This is a genomic window from Rhodanobacter sp. KK11, from assembly GCF_033345435.1.
Lineage (GTDB): Bacteria > Pseudomonadota > Gammaproteobacteria > Xanthomonadales > Rhodanobacteraceae > Rhodanobacter.
Map to the genome: position 1 here is coordinate 327,384 of NZ_JAWPMI010000005.1, position 16,805 is coordinate 344,188.

Genomic DNA, 16,805 nt, shown 5'->3' on the forward strand with positions numbered 1-16,805 from the left:
GTGCGGCAGCGTAGGCCCTTGCGCCGGCCATGGCAATGCGAAGTCGCGACCGGCGGCGCGCTGCCGGCGCGGCAGGCAAGCCCCCGCCCTGGGGCCCGCCCGCACCCGCCGCGCCGATCGAAGCCTTCAGCCGTGCGCCAGCGCGTAGTCGATCGCCGCGCACACCGCCGCCGCCTGCGCGGCATTGCACTGCTCGGGCGTGGCGCGCGGGCTGTCGGGGTAGACCTCGGTGGTGGTCTTGTACGCTGCGTCGGTGATGCCGGCGCACAGGCCCAGCTTGCGGTAGTCGTACTCGATCACGCCGCGCGCCACCACTGGCGAGCCGATGATGGTGCCGTCCGGGTCGGCCGGCGCGATGTGGGTGACCTTCTCCACCGCCGCGATCACCGCCTGCTGGAACGCCGGCTGCGGACGTGCGCTGTCGGCGCACAGGTAGAAGCCGTCGGGGATGGTGCCCGGCTCGAACGGCTTGCCGTCGCGCGCGGCCAGCGCAGGGCGGAACTCGCTCTCGTCGCTGTCGGTGGTCTCGTGCAGGTCGATGTGCACCAGCACGCGCTCGCGCAGCGGCGCGACCAGGCCCATCAACGCCGCCGATTCCTGCGCCGGGCTGTGCTCGCGGAACGAGCGGTTCGGGTCGAGCGCGTCGGGATTCCAGCGATGGATGCGCTCGTAGCCCCACGGGCTCACGCACGGCGCCACCAGCAGGTTGACCTGCCCCGCGTAGGCGGCCGCGTGTTGTTCGACGAACTGCAGCGCGCCGTGCACGCCGCTGGTTTCGTAGCCGTGCACGCCGCCGGTCACCAGCGCGACGGGCAGCTCGTCGCGCCAGCCGCGGCTGCTGATCGCGAACAGCGGATAGCCGCCGGAGGGATAGTCGAGGCGGCCGTATTCCGATACGTCGAAGCGCGCGCGCAAGGCCTCGATCACGCTCGCCACCTGCTTCGCGTAGCTGCGCTGCACGCGTTGCCGCGAGCGCCAGGCCGCCACCTCCGCGTCGCCCCAGGGACGTCCGGGTGTGCCGATGGGGTAGAAGGCCTGGCTGGTCATCGTGCTGCTCGCTTCGCTGTGGCAAGGGAACGCAGCACTGTAGCACCGGGCTCAGCCGCCGGCGTCGCGCGCGGCCGTGGCGGCCGTGGCGGCAGTGGTCGGCGACGGCGGCGCCGCCACAGGCGGACGCGCGCCGGCCAGCCGCCATTCGAAGGTGGCCACGCTTTGCGCCGGCAGGGTGTAAGCGAAGCGGGTCTGGCCCTGCGCCACGGTGACGCGGCGCGGCTGCGCGTCGCCGTTGACCATCACCAGCACCACCGAGCCGCCGGCGGCATTCTGGAACGCCACGTTGGCAACGCCCTTGCTGGTGTCGGTGGAGCGCACCCGCACGGCACCGGGCAGTACGAAACGGCTGAAGTGCGCGAACGCGTAGTACTCGTCGTTGCGGCTCACCTCGCCGGTGCGCGAGTCGATCGTGACCACGCCCTTGCACAGGTCGCAGCCGCCGAAATGCGGGCCATGCTGCTCGTCCAGCGCCACGTTCCAGTACACGATGCCGCGCGCCCACTGGCGCAGACCGACCAGCATCAGGTCGCGGGTGAACCACAGCAGCTCGCCGTTCCTGGCCGACTCCCAGTCGCCGCCGGAACACTCGGTGATATAGGCGTCCTTGTCCGGAAACGCGCGGTGCACCTGGCCCTGCGCATACGGGCTGCCGCTGTAGCAGTGCCAGGCGACGCCGTCGACGTAGCGCGCCACGTCGGGATCGGCCAGCACGCCCAGCGGCTGGTCCGGCTGGTCCCAGTTGTGGTCCCAGCCGAGGATGAGCGTCTTCGGGCTGCGTTGCGCCAGCGCCGGGCCGAGGTACTGCGCGATGATGCGCGAGCGCGCGGCCGCGGACAGCTCCATGCCCGGGTAGGTCAGCGGCACGAAGGCCGGTTCGTTCTGCACGGTCAGCGCGAAGATCGGGATGCCGTAGCCGCGGTAGGCGTCGACGTACTTGGCCAGGTAGTCCGCGTAGGTGCTTTCGAATGACTCCAGCAGGCTGCCGCCGATCAGGTTCGCGCTGGTCTTCATCCACGCCGGCGCGCTCCACGGCGAGGCGATGATGCGCAGCTGCGGGTTGATCGCCAGCACCTCGCGCACGGTGGGTATCAGCTCCGGCAGGTTCGCGGCGACATTGAAATGCAGCAGCTGCGGATCGGTGTCGCCGGCGGGCAGGTCGTCCAGCGTGTACGGCTGCAGCGAGAAATCCGAGGCGCCGATGGTCAGCCGCGTCATGCTGAAGTTGAGCCCGGGCGGCGGGCCGAACAGCTCGCGCAGCAACGCGGCGCGCTGCGGCGCGCCCAGCCGGTGCTGCAGCAGCCACGCCGACGAGTCGGTCAGCGCCGCGCCGAAGCCGACGATGGACTGGTACTTGCGCTCGACGTCGATGACCACGTCGGCGGGCGACGGATCGCCGGCGCCCGCCTCGATATCGGGCTGCCGCGCCAGGCGCAGCCGGCGATCGGCGGTGCTCAGCCACAGCCTGACCGCGGCCTGCGGCGGCGGCGGCGCCAGCACGACGCCGCCCTCCACCGCAAAGTGCACGCGCGGCGGCGCCAGCGCCCACAGGGCCAGCACGGTAATCGACACGAAGGACGCGATCGCCAGCCAGCCGGGAACCCCATTGCGCTCATCCATGGCGCACGCCGATCCCATCGTCCGCATTGCAGTTCACTGGCGACAACCTCACGATCACGAAGCCCCCTGGCTTGCGCATGGCGGGCCCGCGAAGAGTGCAGCGAAACCGGGGGCCGCGTCGACTCGCGCAAACGCGGCCGTCCCGTCTGCCCGCTGCGTCTCCCGCGGGCGCAAGCCGGCGTGTCCGGCAAGGCCGGACCGGCAAGCATCCTGACACCGTTTCGGCCTGCCCGCCGCTGGGCGCAGGCCCGTGCTGCCGGAAAAAGGAACCCGATCGCACTTTCGCGCGGCGGAACCGCCGCCGGCATGGCGTCGCCCCGGACGCGCGGAGCACGCCGGGCTTATCGCTTCGCAAGCCGGTACGCCACTGTCTCCAGCGCGCTCACCCCTTCGGCAGCGAAGCCCGGCTGCTGCGCGAGGATGTCGGCGCGCTCCAGCGTCGTCACCGTCCAGTCGCGGTCATACAGCTCGCGCACCTCGGCTTCCGGCACCGCGAACGGCGGGCCCTGCTTCTCGTGCGGCGGATATTCCAGCGTGACCAGCAGGCCGCGGCAGCCGGCCGGCAGCCGCGCGTAGAGTTCGCGCACGTAGCGACCGCGCAGGTCCGCCGGCAAGGCGATCAGCGCGGCGCGGTCGTACACCGCCGCGCAATCGGCCAGAGCCGCCGCATCCAGCTCGAACACGTCGCCGCAGACCAGCTCGATCTCGCCGGCCACGTGGTGGATGCCGTAGCGCGAGGCGTGCACCTGCGGCGTCAGGCCGTGTTCGTCGAAGAACTGCGCCACCGCCAGCGGCGACAGCTCCACCCCCAGCACGCGATGCCCCTGCCCGGCCAGCCACAGCAGGTCCAGCGACTTGCCGGCCAGCGGCACGAACACCCGGCTGCCCGGCGCCAGCGCCAGCGCCGGCCAGTGCCGAAGCAGCAGCGGCGTCGGCGCCGCCTGGTGGAAACCGGTGCGGCCTTCGCGCCAGCGCTGCAACCAGAACTCGGGATCCATGGGGTCTCCTGTCGACACGTGGGGGATCACGCTGGCATGGCGCAGGTGCCAGCGACGTAGCGGAAATCCGGAACTCGCGGTCCGCGAAGGCGATCGTCTAGAGATTGTCCACGCCGCGGCGCAGCCACCGATCGATCAGGGATTTCTCGTAGCGCAGCGAGTCCTGGTCGACCGGCGAGCTGCTGCTGAGGAAGGCCGCGTTGCGCAGCTTGCGCTGGCCCTGGCGCAACACCTTGCCGTCGGTGCCGTACAGGGTGAAGTCGAGGTCGATGCGCGGCGGATAGATGTCCTTGACGATGCGCACGTCGTTGAAGTCGGGGCCGCGCCAGGGTTCGTAGGCGCCGGCGCGGACCACGTCGGTCACCTCGATCTCCAGCCGCTGGCCCGGCGCCAGGATGCGCGCGGCGCGCTGCACGATGTACGCCTTGAGCGGCGCCAGGTACGCGTCGGGGTTGACCAGGTGCACGCCGCGGCTGCGCGTGGCTTCGGTGAAATGCTGCGGGTCCTTGTAGCGCACGCTGACGGCGTCCGGCGTGGTCGCGGCCTGCACGACGGCGGCGGCGAACGCAAGGCAGGCCAGGCACAGCAGGCGCAGCAACGGGGAAGTTTTCATGGCGGCTCTCCCGCGACGGTTCGTGCGGCCGGAGCGGGCGGCTGTCGCGGCCGTGGCACAGCGGGCACCAGTATACGTCCGGACAAACACGGGGCGGCCAACGCCGCCGCAACGATGCCTACCCGGTTTTCCTGCGACGGCCGCGGGCCGGCGTCGCCCGGAAAGCGACCGGCCAGCGGGTGCCCTGTCTGCGGCTTACTTGCCGGTATTTGCCGGCGCCGGCTCGAGGTTGAAGTTGAGCGTGGTGATCTTGCCGTCCAGGCCGCGCACCACCTCGCCGGTGAGGTCGTTGCTGGTGTTGCCGCCGAGCACCGCGTCGCGGTTCAGCAGCAGGCCGCAGTGATGGCTGGCGTAGGAGCTGGCGATGACCGGCTGCGCCTGCTCGCCGATCTGCGCCATGACCTTGCCGCGGGTGAGCTGGATGCGCTCACCGACCTGGTTCACCTGCGCCTGGTAGGCCTGCATGCGCTGCTGCAGGGCCTGGCCCTGCTGCTGGCGCTGCGCTTCGGTGAGCGACGCGGCTTTCTGCTGGAAAGCCTGGATCTCGGCATCCAGCGGCTTGCGCTGGTTCTCCAGCACCGACTGCTGCTGCGTCGCCAACTGCTTCAGCCGCTCGCTCGCCGCCTGCCCTACCTTGGACTGCGCGAACACCGCCTCGCGCGAAAGCATGCACACGCCCGGCACCGGATTGCCCTCGAGCGCATGGCTGGCGGGTGCGGCGGCGGTCTGCGCCGGCGTCACGGGGGCGAAAGAAAGGCCGGCGGCGGCCAGCGCGGCGACAAACAGGGAACGATGCAGGTTCATGGGAGGCATCCGATGGCAAGGCTTTGGAAGTTCCGCGGGCCCGGCGGCCCACGGCGAAGCCGCCAGCATACTCGCAGCCGACCGGCCGCTGGATGGCCGCCGGGTTCCCATCGCCGCCCCGGTATGCCTTAATCCCCCTTCATTTCCTGTTGCCGCGAACGGAGCGGGCCATGCCCCTGCGCTGGATCGTCTGCCTGTTGCTGCTGCTGAGCGCCGACGCGTGGGCCGGCGAGCCCGTCGCCACGGTGCGCGTCGCCTTCGACCGCGACGGCGTCACCGCCATCCGCGCGCACGGCCATGCCGACCAGGCCACCGGCCGCGAGGTCAGCGCCGACGACCCGGTGCGCATCGCCTCGATCTCCAAGCTGGTCACCGCGCTGGGCGTGATGCGATTGGCGGAAGCGGGCAAGCTCGACCTGGATGCGGACGCATCCACCCTGCTCGGCTGGCGGCTGCGCAACCCGGCCTTCCCGCAGGTGCCGATCACCCTGCGCCTGCTGCTGTCGCATCGCTCCAGCCTCACCGACGCCGCCGGCTACTGGCAGACGCCGCTGGGCGGCGAGCTGCGCGAGATCCTCGAGGACCCGCGCGCCTGGGACGCGAAGCACGCGCCGGGCAGCTACTTCCGCTACGCCAACCTCAACTTCCCGCTGGTGGCGCAGATCATGGAGCGTGCCACCGGCGAGCGCTTCGACCGGTTGATGGCGCGCCTGGTGCTGCGCCCGCTGGGCCTCGACGCCTGCTTCAACTGGGCGCTGTGCAGCGACGCGGCCGCCGCCCGCGCGGTGGTGCTGTACGACGCCGACGGCAAGCCGGTGAAGGACGACAACCACGGCCGCAAGCCCGCCTGCCCGGTGACCCCGGCCAGCGACGGCAGCTGCGAACTGTCGCACTGGCGCGCCGGCGAGAACGGCGCGCTGTTCTCGCCGCAGGGCGGCCTGCGCATTTCCGCCAGGGGCCTGGCGCGCATCGGCCAGCTGCTGCTCGGCGACGGCAGCCTCGACGGCCAGCGCCTGCTCGAACCCGGCTCCATCCAGGCGATGGTCGGCCCCGAGTGGCAATACCGCCCTGGCAACGGCCTGACCTGGGAGGAAGACACCGGCGGCGACGACGCCGGTTTCTTCTGCCGCTACGGCCTCGCCGTGCAGACGCTGGCCACGCCGGTCAAAGGCTGCCGCGACGACCCGTTCGGCGACGGCGTGGCGCGCGTAGGCCACTCCGGCTCCGCGTATGGATTGCAGGCGGGGCTGTGGGTGGATCGCAAGCGTGGCACCGGCGTGGTCTGGTTCGCCACCGGCATGCCGGACGAGCGGTCGGGCGGGAAGTCGGCGTTCAGCGCGGTGGAAGAGGCGCTGGCGCGTTAAGCCATATATCCCCGGTCATGAGCGGCACGGGCCTTATGAGAAGTCCGCAGCAAATTGTCCCCTGGCACCTTTTGCTTCGCCCCCGAGCTCACAATCGCAGCGCGATGCCCGTGCTTTCCTTTTGATACCTGGGGCGAACAGTGTCCTGATGGCGCCGCGCCTCGGCCATCTCTGCCTCGGTGCCCACGTGGCAGACCGGCGAGCCCAACCCCGCATCGCCGTATCTCGCACGCAGGTCGGCGACGAAGTTGTTCTCCACGGCGCCCTGGGGAAAAGGGCCCTCCACTTCGAAGCGGGTGACCCGGGAGAAATAGATCGTGGCCGTGGTCTCGTCTTCGTGCTTCCGGGTCGGGCCTATGTACATGCACAGCGCATGCGGGGTCCAGGTGTTGCTGGCCGGCCTGGCTACCGCGGACGGCGCTCCAGGCTGCCCGGCCACCACGATGGCAGCGCCCGCTGACGCTGCGGGGGTGTCGTTCTTCACGGCGGACTCGCCGCTGGCGGCCCGCCCGTCCGCAACAGGTCGGCCGGTCTCGCTCGCCGGCTGCGGCGCCGTCGCGGCGTCGCGCCCTGCGCCCGCCTGCTCCAGCCGTTGTTCCTGGCGCATCTCGGCAATGACCTGTGCGCGAACCGCCGTCTCGTCGAGGAAAGCCTGCTGCGCCTCCCGGGCCTGCGCGTGGCTGTCCATTCCTTGCGACATGCCCTGCACCAGGCCGCTGAAGGCCGCGGCAACACGCGCGTCGTGCAGTTGCTGCTCACGCCGCTGGTTCTCGGCGGCAATGCGGTCGTTGTGGGCCTTCATGCGGGCGGCCACCGCCGCCTCCACCGCAGCTTCCTCGGTATAGGGCTTGTAGAGGGTCTTTTCATTAGTGGTCCCGCCCATGCTGCTGAGGGTGAGACGCAGGCCATTCTTGAACTCATTGTTGAAAGTGGCCATCAAGCCGTCGGGCGTCGCCTGGAACAGATAGGTGTAGCGCCAGCCATGGAACCAATCTTCCTGGGAGTCGACAAACAGCGAGCCATCGGCATTGCGCTGCGCGTGCATGCGGGCATTGCCGAAGGGACTTTCGGCGAGGACCAGGGCCCCGGGCTTGTTCGGCGAACGGCGCACGACATATCGACGCCACGGATTGCCGCTCGCACCGTAGAACTGGATGGCAAGCGCATCGTCCCCCAGCCACTGGATCTCGAGCTGCATGGTTCGGCCGACCAGGCGCTGGCCCGCATAGCGGACCAGATCGCCGAAGGTCGCCTGCAGGGTATCGGGCGAGGCCGCCACGACGGCTGCGGAGGTATGGACGAGAGGGCCGGCGGTCAGTGTCGTGGCGGAATCCGGCGACGTACCTTCGACCGGGGTGGCAGCCACCCGGGCCGGGGATTCGGCGCCCACGTTGCGGTACTGCCGCGTATAGCGGTCACGCACGGTGACCTGGCCGTCTTTCACCTTCACCCACTGGTGTTCCATCAGGCCGTCGGCGTTGATCAACACCCGGAACGCGGTCTTCATGATGCCCTGATGCTCGAACAATACCGAGCCATCCGGTTGCACGGCGCCGACATACCGGAATTTCAACCCCGTCGAGCTGTCCGCGTAATACAACTCGCCCGGCTTGCTGCCGCGCTCGATCCGCTTGGGCGCCAGCGACGACCCGACCATGGTCTCGACCATCTCCTGCCCGGGCCTGGACCACTGGAACAGGATCGTGCCGCCGTCCACGGCGCTCCAGCGTTGGTCGAGCAGTCGCGCATAAACGCCCCACACCGCCGGATCCGCCCGGCTTTGCGCCGGGGCGTGCATAGCCTCGTCCGTGCCCGTTGCCCATGCCATCGGCACGGCGAAGGCAAGGCTCAACACTCCCCACGCCAGCATTCGCGACATGGTCGCCGACAAGCCATTCCCCATGAGCCCCTCCCCCTGTTGATTCGACTCGCCGCCGGGACTGGATGGCGGCCGAGGTTTCCTCGCGGACTTCCCTCATCCTGTCGACGGCTGCGCGCCGACGGGGGAAGCAGCGTGTGCATGATGTGGCCATCCTCCACCGGTCACGAAGCCGGAGGAGACCACGCCATGCGCGCCTCCAAGGTACCGCAAAAGCGCCCGGGCCATGCGCCGCGGCCGATGCACCTGCCGCACACGCCACGTGATGCCGCGTGAATCCCTACCCTGGCGTCGCATGACGCACACCTGGACGGCATCCGCGATGACCGATGAGCGTCTGGACAGCAGCAAGGCCGCGACTGCGGGGGAAGCTCAGTCGCCGTGTCACGGTATGCGCCGCACGACCGAGTGCCTGCATGGCCGAACCGACGCCGGACGGCGGCGGATCGTGCGAAATCGACACGGCAAAACCCCATAGAGACGGGTGGCCGGAGCATTTCCGCCACTCCTGCAGCGCATTCGCAAAAACAGGCGCTTGCAGGTGCGTTTTTGCTTTACACCGGGGCGCCGGCACGGTTCCATGGCGCGACAGCTGTCTGTCAGCCGCCGCTCTCGCCATGTCGACCGATCGCCACGAATGGTTCCTCAACCAGGTGTTCAGCCACCGGCAGATGCTGCAGCGGTATCTGCGCAAGTACCTGAACTCCGACGAAGACATCGAGGACGTCATCCAGGATACGTATCTGCGCATCTACGGCATCCAGGATTACACCACGGTCGAATCGCCCAAGGCGCTGCTGATCACCATCGCCCACAACCTGGCGGTGGAGCTGGGGCGCCGCCGGGTCAGCCGCGCCACCGATGCAGTGGCGGATTTCGACGCGCTCGGCGTCTCTTCAAGCAACCCCCAACTCGAACAGCAGTTGGATGCGCGCCGCCGGTTCGAGGCGTTCTGCTCGGCAGTAGACAGCCTGCCGCCGATCTGCCGCCGCGTATTCGTGCTGCGGAAGGTCTACAAATTGTCGCAAGCGGAGATCAGCGCGGTGCTTGGCATCTCACAGAGCACCATCGAGAAACATGTCGCCAAGGGCTTGGTGCGGTGCCGGGACCACCTGCGCGACCACGATCAGTCGGGCGAAGCCGTATCGGTGGATGAGGGACGCAACGTGCGCGAACTCACGGATGAAGGGGGCAACCGATGAGCGACGTACTGAAATTTCGCAGCCTGGCCGAACTGGAAGAGGAGGCCGCCGCCTGGGTGTGGCGGCTGGATGACGAGGACGTCGCTTCCCAGGTACGCAGCGAGTTCGAGCAATGGCTGCGGCGCGACCCGCGCCATCGTCGCGCGTTCGAGGAGCTGGGCGGCGTGTGGCGATCGCTGGACGAACTGGCCGAGGCCAAGCGCGACGAGAAGGTTGCCACCTTCGTGGCCGAGGAACGGCGACTGCACGCCAAGGCTGCAAAGCCGGTGCGTGGCCGCTTGCGTCGGTGGGCGCCGCTGGCGATGGCCGCGTCGCTGGCGCTCATCGCCGGCAGCTTCTTCTGGTACCAGCGCGGCAACGAATCGCAGACCCTGGCCACCGCGGTGGGCCAGCAGCGCAGCATGACGCTGGCCGACGGCTCGGTGGTGCAGCTCAACACCAACACCATCCTGGAGACGCGTTTCACCAGGGGGCAGCGCGCGGTCTACCTGAAAAAGGGCGAGGCCTCGTTCAACGTGGCGAAGAACCCCGAGCGCCCGTTCCTGGTGCATGCCGGGGACATCGTGGTGCGTGCAGTAGGCACCGAATTCAACGTGCGCATGCGCGACGCGCGCGATGTGGAAGTCATCGTCACCGAAGGAAAGGTGGAGGTGACGCCGCAGTCCGGAATGCCGGTAAATGTCGTTGCCGGTGCATCACCGATGGTCATCGCGCCCGCGCGTAGCGAGCTGGTGGCCGGCCAGCGCTTCGAAGCGGCGGCTGCGTCGCCGGTGGCCAGGATCCCGCCGACGGCCGTATCCAACACCCTGGCATGGCACGAGGGCGCCATCGTCTTCGACGGCGAACCATTGGTGCAGGCCATCGCGGAATTGAACCGCTACACCGACACGCGGCTGGTCGTGGCCGACGCCAGCATCTACAACCTGCGCGTGGGCGGGCGTTTCCGTACGGGCGATGTCGATGGGTTCCTGCAGGCACTTACCCATGCATTCCCGGTCACGGTGCGCCGCACGTCGGACCATCTGGTCTACATCCACGCACGTGCGCCTGCACCATCGACGCACCAGTAGTCGCCCCTTCGACTGCGGAACAGGGTTGAGACAAGGGCAAGTGTTTCGGCATGGGAATAGCGGAAACCAGGCCCAGACCCGTCTATCAGTGACAAGGCGCAACTGCGTCGTCACCTCGATAAGCAGATCGAATGGGAAACACCATTGGATTTTCGCACGGGCTCCTGTTGCCGGCACTCGTGCTCTGCCTGCTCAACATGTCTGGGTGCGTCGCAGCCGACGCCAAGGGGAAGAAGCCCTTCGACATCCCGGCTCAGCCGGCGGCCTCCGCACTGAACGAGTTCGCGAAGCAGGCCGACGTCACGCTGATCTTTTCCTATGACCTGGTGGACGGGGAACGTACCCGCCCCTTGAAAGGCAGCTTCAGCGTGGGTGACGGACTCACCCGGTTGCTGCACGGCACCGCGCTGGGATATCGGCAGGCGGTGGATGGGACGTATCTGATCTGCCCACTGGCGTCTTGCAGGCTTGCGTCGCCCACCGTACCGAACGGGCCTGGACCAGAAGGCCGGCAGGGCGACTCGCGCCGGTGTAGCGGAAATCCGGCGCAGGCCCGTCTTCAGGACAAGCCGGTGGCAACGCCGGGAATCTGAGTCCATCTCCGGGGAGAGAATGCAACCATGCGAGGCCATTCTGCGATGAACCACTTCCGCCGCCACATCCTTTGCAATGCACTTGCCGTCGCCATGGGCATCGGTGGCGCGGTGTCGAATGCCCACGCACAGGAGGCCGCCGACAGGAAGAGCTTCGATGTGCCGGCACAAGCCGCTGCTTCGGCACTCAATGCGTTCGCCGAGCAGGCCGACATCACCCTGGTGTTCTCCCGGGATCTGGTGGCGGGCATCACGACACATCCGCTGGAAGGCACCTATACCGCTGTCGATGGCCTGCAGGCCATGCTGGAAGGCACGGGACTGACCATCCGGAGGATCAATGAGGGCACGATATCGATAGGAAATGAAACGCCCTCGACCGGCACCGACCAAGGCACTTCGCAACAAGTGGCCGAGGGCAAGACGCTCGATACCGTCACCGTCACCGGTACGCGCATTCGTGGCGGCGAGACGCCGTCGCCGGTCATCGCCATTGGGTCCAAGCGGATTCAGGAAGAAGGCTTTCACGACTTGGGCGAGGTGATCCGCAGCATCCCGCAAAACTTCTCGGGTGGACAGAATCCGGGGGTCGTCAACGGTTCCGCCGGCAGCCTTGCCAACCAGAACCTCGCCGGAGGCTCGAGCCTGAACCTGCGCGGCCTGGGTCCGGACGCAACCTTGACGCTGCTCAACGGCCGGCGCCTGTCGTACGGCGGCTTCGTGCAGGCTGTCGATATCAGTGCGATCCCGGTCGAAGCCGTGGAGCGCCTCGAAATCGTCCCGGACGGGGCTTCCGCGATCTACGGTTCCGATGCAGTCGGCGGTGTTGGCAACGTGATCCTCAAGCGCGACTTCGACGGAGTGGCGATAGGGGTGCGTTACGGTGACACGACCGATGGTGGGCTGAGCACGCACGAATACAACCTCACCGCGGGCACGACCTGGTCCACTGGCGGCCTGATCGCGACTTACAAGGATGTCTCCGCCGATCCCATCTACGCCGATCAGCGCGACTACACCCAGAACATGTACGACCCCTACACGATTTACTCGGGCAATGACCTGCACAGTGGCCTGCTCAGCGCCCACCAGTCGCTTGGCGATGTCGTGGAGTTGCGCCTGGATGCGCTCAGGACGGAACGCAGTGGAACCGTCTATCAAGGATTCTCCGGCCTCTACGCCATCGCCGCGCCCGAAACCACGACATCTCTGCTGTCACCCAACATCGAGGTCCTGCTGCCTAGCGACTGGACGCTGTCGATCGGGGGAAGCTGGGGCGAGGAAAAGACCGACTACTCCACATCGACGGTGCTGCCGACAAAGGTGTCGTCGGGTGGAACCTTCTACGGCAACAAGAGCCGCACGTACGAGGTGGGCGCCGAAGGTCCGTTGTTTACCCTGGCCGGTGGCGATGCGCGGCTCGCCGTCGGTGCCGGTTACAGGTCGAACGAGTTCGTGCAGCGCAGCCTGACAACCGGGAGTACCAGTGCAAGTGGAGATAACAACAGTCGCTTTGCCTATGCTGAAATCAACCTGCCCCTGATCGGCCCGGATCAGGACATGCGCGGCGTGAAGAGGCTGGAACTGAGCGCTGCGGTGCGCGGTGAGGACTATGACAGCTTCGACGGTGTCACTACTCCCAAAGTCGGCCTGATCTACGGCCCCCACGACGATTTCACCCTGAAGGCATCCTGGGGCAAGTCCTTCAAGGCGCCTACGCTGTTGCAGCAAGGCCAGGCCCAATCCACCTATCTCTACACTGCGAGCTACTTCGGCGGCACCGGATATGCCGCCGACGCCACGGTATTGATGCCCTACGGCGGCAACCCCGACTTGAAGCCCGAACGGGCAGAGACCTGGAGCGCGTCGCTGGCATTTCACCCCGCGGCATTGCCCGACCTGGAAACGGAGTTGACCTGGTTCGACATCAACTATACCGACCGCGTAGTGCAGCCTCTTCCCAATTTGTCCCAGGCCCTTGGCAGCCCTGCTTACGCCAAGTTCATCGATTATTCCCCGACGGCCGCGAAGCAGGCGAATATCCTCGCAACGACTTCCGCGTTCTACAACTATGCCGGCGCCGCCTACGATGCGAGCAAGGTGGTTGCGATCGCCAACGACCTGTACACAAACGCAGCGCGGCAACGGATCAAGGGCCTCGATCTGTCGGGTTCGTACCGGTTCGATCTTGGTGCCGGCCGGTTGACGATCCGCGGCTCGGCCAATTGGCTGCACAGCCGGCAACAGACCAGCTCGAACCAGGCTGCCTTTGACCTGGCGGGCACCCTGTTCAACCCGCCGAAGGTCACCGCTCGCATCGGTACGGTCTGGAATCACGGCGGCTTCAGCGCCTCGACCTTCGCCAACTACGCCGGTGGCGTGACCAACACATTGAATGGCGTGAGGTCGGCCTCGTTCACTACCTTCGATGCCACCCTGCGCTATGCCACCGGGGAACGCGACGATGCGTTGTCCGGCCTGGTGTTCGAGCTGTCGGCGCAGAATCTGCTCGATCGGGCGCCGCCGTCGTACACGCCCACTTCGGCCACGGCCTTTCGCTACGACTCGACAAATTATTCGGCGATCGGCCGCTATCTGAGCATCGCGATATCCAAGCACTGGTGATACCGGCGCATCGTCCGGGCAGGTGACTCGACCCGCAACACCGCCTGAAGCGCAGGGCCAGTCCCGGCTTGCGCGACTTCGTCCCTCGCCACCAGCGTCCACGGCGGACATGACGGGCGGAATGCCGGTCATGACAGACCGTCCCGGGAAAGCGGTGCGGCGGGCCGTGCCCTTGCCCAATCCATGCCACGTGAACGCGCTTGCGAGAAAACGATGATGAAGATTGCATGGATGCCAGCATGGGATCCGAAGCTGGCTTCGCGGGTGCTACTCGGCTCAGCGGCGCTGTTGCTGGCGCTCACCGGGGCGGAAGCATGCGCACAGAAGAGTGGTGCTGCCGTCGGCGCAGTGTCGGGCAGGAGCGCGAGCGGTCTACTCCGTCCTCCGGTTCTCGAGGACTTCCTGAAGCTGACGGAACTCGGCGCTGTTCGGCCATCTCCCGACGGCGCGCTGCTCGCCGTCGAGGTATCTCGCCCGCGCAACGTGGAAGTACAAACGCTTGATGCCGAGCGGCAGGATATTTGGCTGATCGATGTGGCGACCGGCCGGAGCACGCGCCTGACGGATGGCTCGAACGACGCGCGAGCGGCGTGGAGCCCCATCTGGTCTCCCGACAGCCAAAGCCTGGCATTCCTTCATGGTGATGGAATCGACATGGTGCCGGTCGTCTGGAAACGCTCGACCGGAAGCCTCGCTGCCGTTGCCCCTCGGAATGTCGACTTCCAGGTGAACTTCGGCAGGTCCGATTCGCCCGTTGCGCGGGAGTGGGCTGGATGGGTCGACAACCACACGCTGCTGATGCAACTCCAGGTCGGTGGGCCGTCGCGCAGCGACCGGAGCTACCCGGCGGGCAGGCCGGACAAGATATGGAATGAGCGATGGGCAGACCTGCGCGAGGGTCGGGCGTCCGCAACGGTATGGGACTCCCGCAAGCCTTCGGTCTGTGGCGTCGAGGATGTTCTGGCGCTCGTGGATATCGAGTCCGGCCACATCACGGAATTGCTTGCCGGTGCGGTGCGCGCAGTGTCGTTGTCGCCTGACCGAGGGTTCGCAGCAGCAATCGTTGCGACGGCGCCGAAGCCACCTGGCACAGCCGGACTCCAGGCATCGGTCCTCGAATACAACCAGACGCACATGGATGCACACGTCGAGACGGAACTCCACATGGTGGACCTTGCTGCGCGGAAAGACCTTGGCGCCGTACCCGGCGTAAACGGTTTCAACTTCGTTTCTCCAAGGCGATTCCCCCGCTGGGCAATCAATAGCCGCCTCATGACGGTGCCGGTCTACCTGGGACCGGAACGCAACTTCGTGGCAAGCATTACGGTGCCCGACATGCAGGTGCAACGTGTCGAGGCTGAATCCACGCTCGATGCCGAAGTGCTTGCCGAACTGTTGTCCCTCAACGGCGGGCAAGTGCAGTACCTGGCCAGTCGAAGTCCGTTTGCCGCAAGCGACATGATTTCCCGGAGATCCGGAGCCTGGGGGTTTCGGGTCCCGGGGCGCGTGCTGCGTACTCCCGACAACCGGGTCGCCGTTGTTGTCGAGCAACAGCTTCAGGTACTGGATCGTGAAGGGCGTATCGAGCTCTCGCTACCGTTGCAAGGCGAAATGGCGTTGCCGAAGCCCGGGGACCCTTCGAGCGCAGGCCTTGCCATCGCCCGGGGCGAAGACTACCTGCATGTCGACCTTCGTCTCCCGGAAACCCGCGCCACTCCCATAGCGAAGCCCTCACGCGAGGCAGTGCTGACCGCGATCGTGGGCGACGATCGCGCTTACGTGTTTACGGAAGCACGAAACAATGGAACGTATCTTTGGGTCGGGAGAGACGGATCGTGGAAGCAGCTTGAATGGAACAAGCATCTTGGGGCGATCCGTCCAGCCAGGCAGCGCATATTCCACTACACGCTACGTTCGGGCCAATCCGTAGCCGGTCGCCTGTGGCTTCCGGACGATCACGTCGAAGGACGGTCATCTCCCGCCGTAGTGCTGGGTTATCCCGGGACCGTGGTCAATGGGACCCGAAAGAACTCACTCAACAATTTCCATCTCTACCACCAAAATTTGCTGGCGGCTGCCGGCTATGTGGTGATCGAGCCAACGATCCCCTACGGCGACCAGGCCACGGACGAGCCGCTCCAGCATTTCGCGGACACAGCTCTCAGCGCCTTGGATGGCGCCATTAGGCAAGGTTATGCCGACCCGCAGAAAGTCGGATTCGTCGGCCACTCATTCGGCGGTTACCTGGGTCTCGCACTGGAGGTCAAAACCGACCGCTTCCGGGCGATTGTGGTATCGGCAGCCTTTCCGGATTTGATCGATCTGGCGCAGACCCCCTATCCATCCGAAGCCCTTAGTGAATGTGCGCCAAGCCTGATGAGGCTGCGCGGGCCGCTATACCTCGAAACAGAAGGCATGGCGCTGGACATGAAGGGCCCTCCGCACGAACAGCTCGATCGCTACTTGCGCAACAGTCCGTATTTCCAAATAAAGTCCGCTCGAACACCCTTGCTTCTCACTTACGGCGAGTTCGACACGGTGCCTACTTCGGTGCGCAAGCTCTATGTCGCTCTGGATCGGCAGGGCGTTCCCGTGCAGCTTGCGCAATATTGGGGAGAGGGGCACAACCTGCAGGCCAAAGCCAATATCCGCGACTCCTGGCAGCGCTCCCTGGAATGGCTCGACTACTACGTGAAGGCACAGCCGGCAAGCAGGACTGCCAAGTAAACGAGCGAAGTACAAAGGGAGCGGACAGGGAGGCAGTTGCCCCGGATCGGCCGCCACCGTCGCCCTCGGCCGCTCGATTCACCGGCGCGCGAGCCCGAAGCGAGGCGCTGGCTCCGCCAGCGGGATGCTGCGATGACCCATGGCATAGCCCTGCTTCGGGCCGTCAATGTCGGTGGTGCCGGCAAACTGCCGATGAGCGAACTCAAGACCCTGTACTAAACCATCGGCTTCGCGGACGTGCACACCTGCATCGTCAACGG

The 16,805-nt window shown here is 66.9% G+C and carries 12 protein-coding genes; 6 read left to right on the plus strand and 6 right to left on the minus strand.

What is annotated here, in order from left to right; all coding sequences use genetic code 11:
• Positions 1-126: 126 nt before the first annotated feature.
• The 5 genes from R5H19_RS15020 to R5H19_RS15040 form a co-directional block, all read right to left on the minus strand.
• Positions 127-1,047: a M14 family metallocarboxypeptidase gene (locus tag R5H19_RS15020; RefSeq protein ID WP_318159847.1), complete on the minus strand. Its 921-nt coding sequence runs from the start codon at positions 1,045-1,047 to the stop codon at positions 127-129.
• A 51-nt stretch (positions 1,048-1,098) separates the two neighbouring features.
• Positions 1,099-2,670 carry a glycoside hydrolase family 30 beta sandwich domain-containing protein gene (locus R5H19_RS15025; RefSeq protein WP_318159848.1) on the minus strand — a complete coding sequence of 524 codons (1,572 nt, stop codon included), beginning with the start codon at positions 2,668-2,670 and terminating at the stop codon, positions 1,099-1,101.
• 341 nt (positions 2,671-3,011) lie between these two features.
• Positions 3,012-3,668: a thiopurine S-methyltransferase gene (locus R5H19_RS15030; protein ID WP_318159849.1), complete on the minus strand. Its 657-nt coding sequence runs from the start codon at positions 3,666-3,668 to the stop codon at positions 3,012-3,014.
• 97 nt (positions 3,669-3,765) lie between these two features.
• A complete protein-coding gene (locus tag R5H19_RS15035) occupies positions 3,766-4,281 on the minus strand; it encodes a DUF3016 domain-containing protein (RefSeq protein ID WP_318159850.1) in 516 nt (171 codons plus the stop codon).
• Between the two features lie 195 nt (positions 4,282-4,476).
• Positions 4,477-5,085 carry an OmpH family outer membrane protein gene (locus R5H19_RS15040; protein WP_318159851.1) on the minus strand — a complete coding sequence of 203 codons (609 nt, stop codon included), beginning with the start codon at positions 5,083-5,085 and terminating at the stop codon, positions 4,477-4,479.
• Positions 5,086-5,255: 170 nt separating this feature from the next.
• Between R5H19_RS15040 and R5H19_RS15045 the strand changes: the two genes are divergently transcribed.
• Positions 5,256-6,449: a serine hydrolase domain-containing protein gene (locus R5H19_RS15045; RefSeq protein WP_318159852.1), complete on the plus strand. Its 1,194-nt coding sequence runs from the start codon at positions 5,256-5,258 to the stop codon at positions 6,447-6,449.
• 88 nt (positions 6,450-6,537) lie between these two features.
• Here the strand turns inward: R5H19_RS15045 and R5H19_RS15050 are convergent, their stop codons facing one another.
• Positions 6,538-8,352: a hypothetical protein gene (locus tag R5H19_RS15050; protein WP_318159853.1), complete on the minus strand. Its 1,815-nt coding sequence runs from the start codon at positions 8,350-8,352 to the stop codon at positions 6,538-6,540.
• A gap of 392 nt (positions 8,353-8,744) precedes the next feature.
• Here R5H19_RS15050 and R5H19_RS15055 point away from each other — a divergent pair, with 392 nt between their 5' ends.
• From R5H19_RS15055 to R5H19_RS15075, 5 genes are all read left to right on the plus strand, one after another.
• Complete coding sequence (locus tag R5H19_RS15055; protein ID WP_318159854.1) at positions 8,745-9,530, plus strand: RNA polymerase sigma factor; 786 nt, start codon at positions 8,745-8,747, stop codon at positions 9,528-9,530.
• Complete coding sequence (locus R5H19_RS15060) at positions 9,527-10,600, plus strand: FecR domain-containing protein (RefSeq protein WP_318159855.1); 1,074 nt, start codon at positions 9,527-9,529, stop codon at positions 10,598-10,600. The genes R5H19_RS15055 and R5H19_RS15060 overlap by 4 nt, the downstream gene beginning before the upstream one ends.
• Before the next feature lie 131 nt (positions 10,601-10,731).
• Positions 10,732-11,193, plus strand: a complete 462-nt coding sequence (locus R5H19_RS15065; RefSeq protein WP_318159856.1) for an STN domain-containing protein — start codon at positions 10,732-10,734, stop codon at positions 11,191-11,193.
• A gap of 45 nt (positions 11,194-11,238) precedes the next feature.
• Positions 11,239-13,818, plus strand: a complete 2,580-nt coding sequence (locus R5H19_RS15070; protein WP_318159857.1) for a TonB-dependent receptor — start codon at positions 11,239-11,241, stop codon at positions 13,816-13,818.
• A gap of 213 nt (positions 13,819-14,031) precedes the next feature.
• Positions 14,032-16,545, plus strand: coding sequence for an alpha/beta fold hydrolase (locus tag R5H19_RS15075; protein ID WP_318159858.1), 2,514 nt, complete (start codon positions 14,032-14,034; stop codon positions 16,543-16,545).
• The last annotated feature ends 260 nt before the right edge of the window (positions 16,546-16,805 follow it).

Excerpts from the sequence above, each read along its gene's own strand:
- R5H19_RS15025 (WP_318159848.1), bottom strand. The coding sequence starts at position 2,670 with ATGGATGAGCGCAATGGGGTTCCCGGCTGGCTGGCGATCGCGTCCTTC.
- R5H19_RS15040 (WP_318159851.1), bottom strand. The coding sequence starts at position 5,085 with ATGAACCTGCATCGTTCCCTGTTTGTCGCCGCGCTGGCCGCCGCCGGC.
- R5H19_RS15050 (WP_318159853.1), bottom strand. The coding sequence starts at position 8,352 with ATGGGGAATGGCTTGTCGGCGACCATGTCGCGAATGCTGGCGTGGGGA.
- R5H19_RS15035 (WP_318159850.1), bottom strand. The coding sequence starts at position 4,281 with ATGAAAACTTCCCCGTTGCTGCGCCTGCTGTGCCTGGCCTGCCTTGCG.
- R5H19_RS15060 (WP_318159855.1), top strand. The coding sequence starts at position 9,527 with ATGAGCGACGTACTGAAATTTCGCAGCCTGGCCGAACTGGAAGAGGAG.
- R5H19_RS15065 (WP_318159856.1), top strand. The coding sequence starts at position 10,732 with ATGGGAAACACCATTGGATTTTCGCACGGGCTCCTGTTGCCGGCACTC.
- R5H19_RS15075 (WP_318159858.1), top strand. The coding sequence starts at position 14,032 with ATGATGAAGATTGCATGGATGCCAGCATGGGATCCGAAGCTGGCTTCG.
- R5H19_RS15055 (WP_318159854.1), top strand. The coding sequence starts at position 8,745 with ATGGCCGAACCGACGCCGGACGGCGGCGGATCGTGCGAAATCGACACG.
- R5H19_RS15030 (WP_318159849.1), bottom strand. The coding sequence starts at position 3,668 with ATGGATCCCGAGTTCTGGTTGCAGCGCTGGCGCGAAGGCCGCACCGGT.
- R5H19_RS15070 (WP_318159857.1), top strand. The coding sequence starts at position 11,239 with ATGAACCACTTCCGCCGCCACATCCTTTGCAATGCACTTGCCGTCGCC.
- R5H19_RS15045 (WP_318159852.1), top strand. The coding sequence starts at position 5,256 with ATGCCCCTGCGCTGGATCGTCTGCCTGTTGCTGCTGCTGAGCGCCGAC.
- R5H19_RS15020 (WP_318159847.1), bottom strand. The coding sequence starts at position 1,047 with ATGACCAGCCAGGCCTTCTACCCCATCGGCACACCCGGACGTCCCTGG.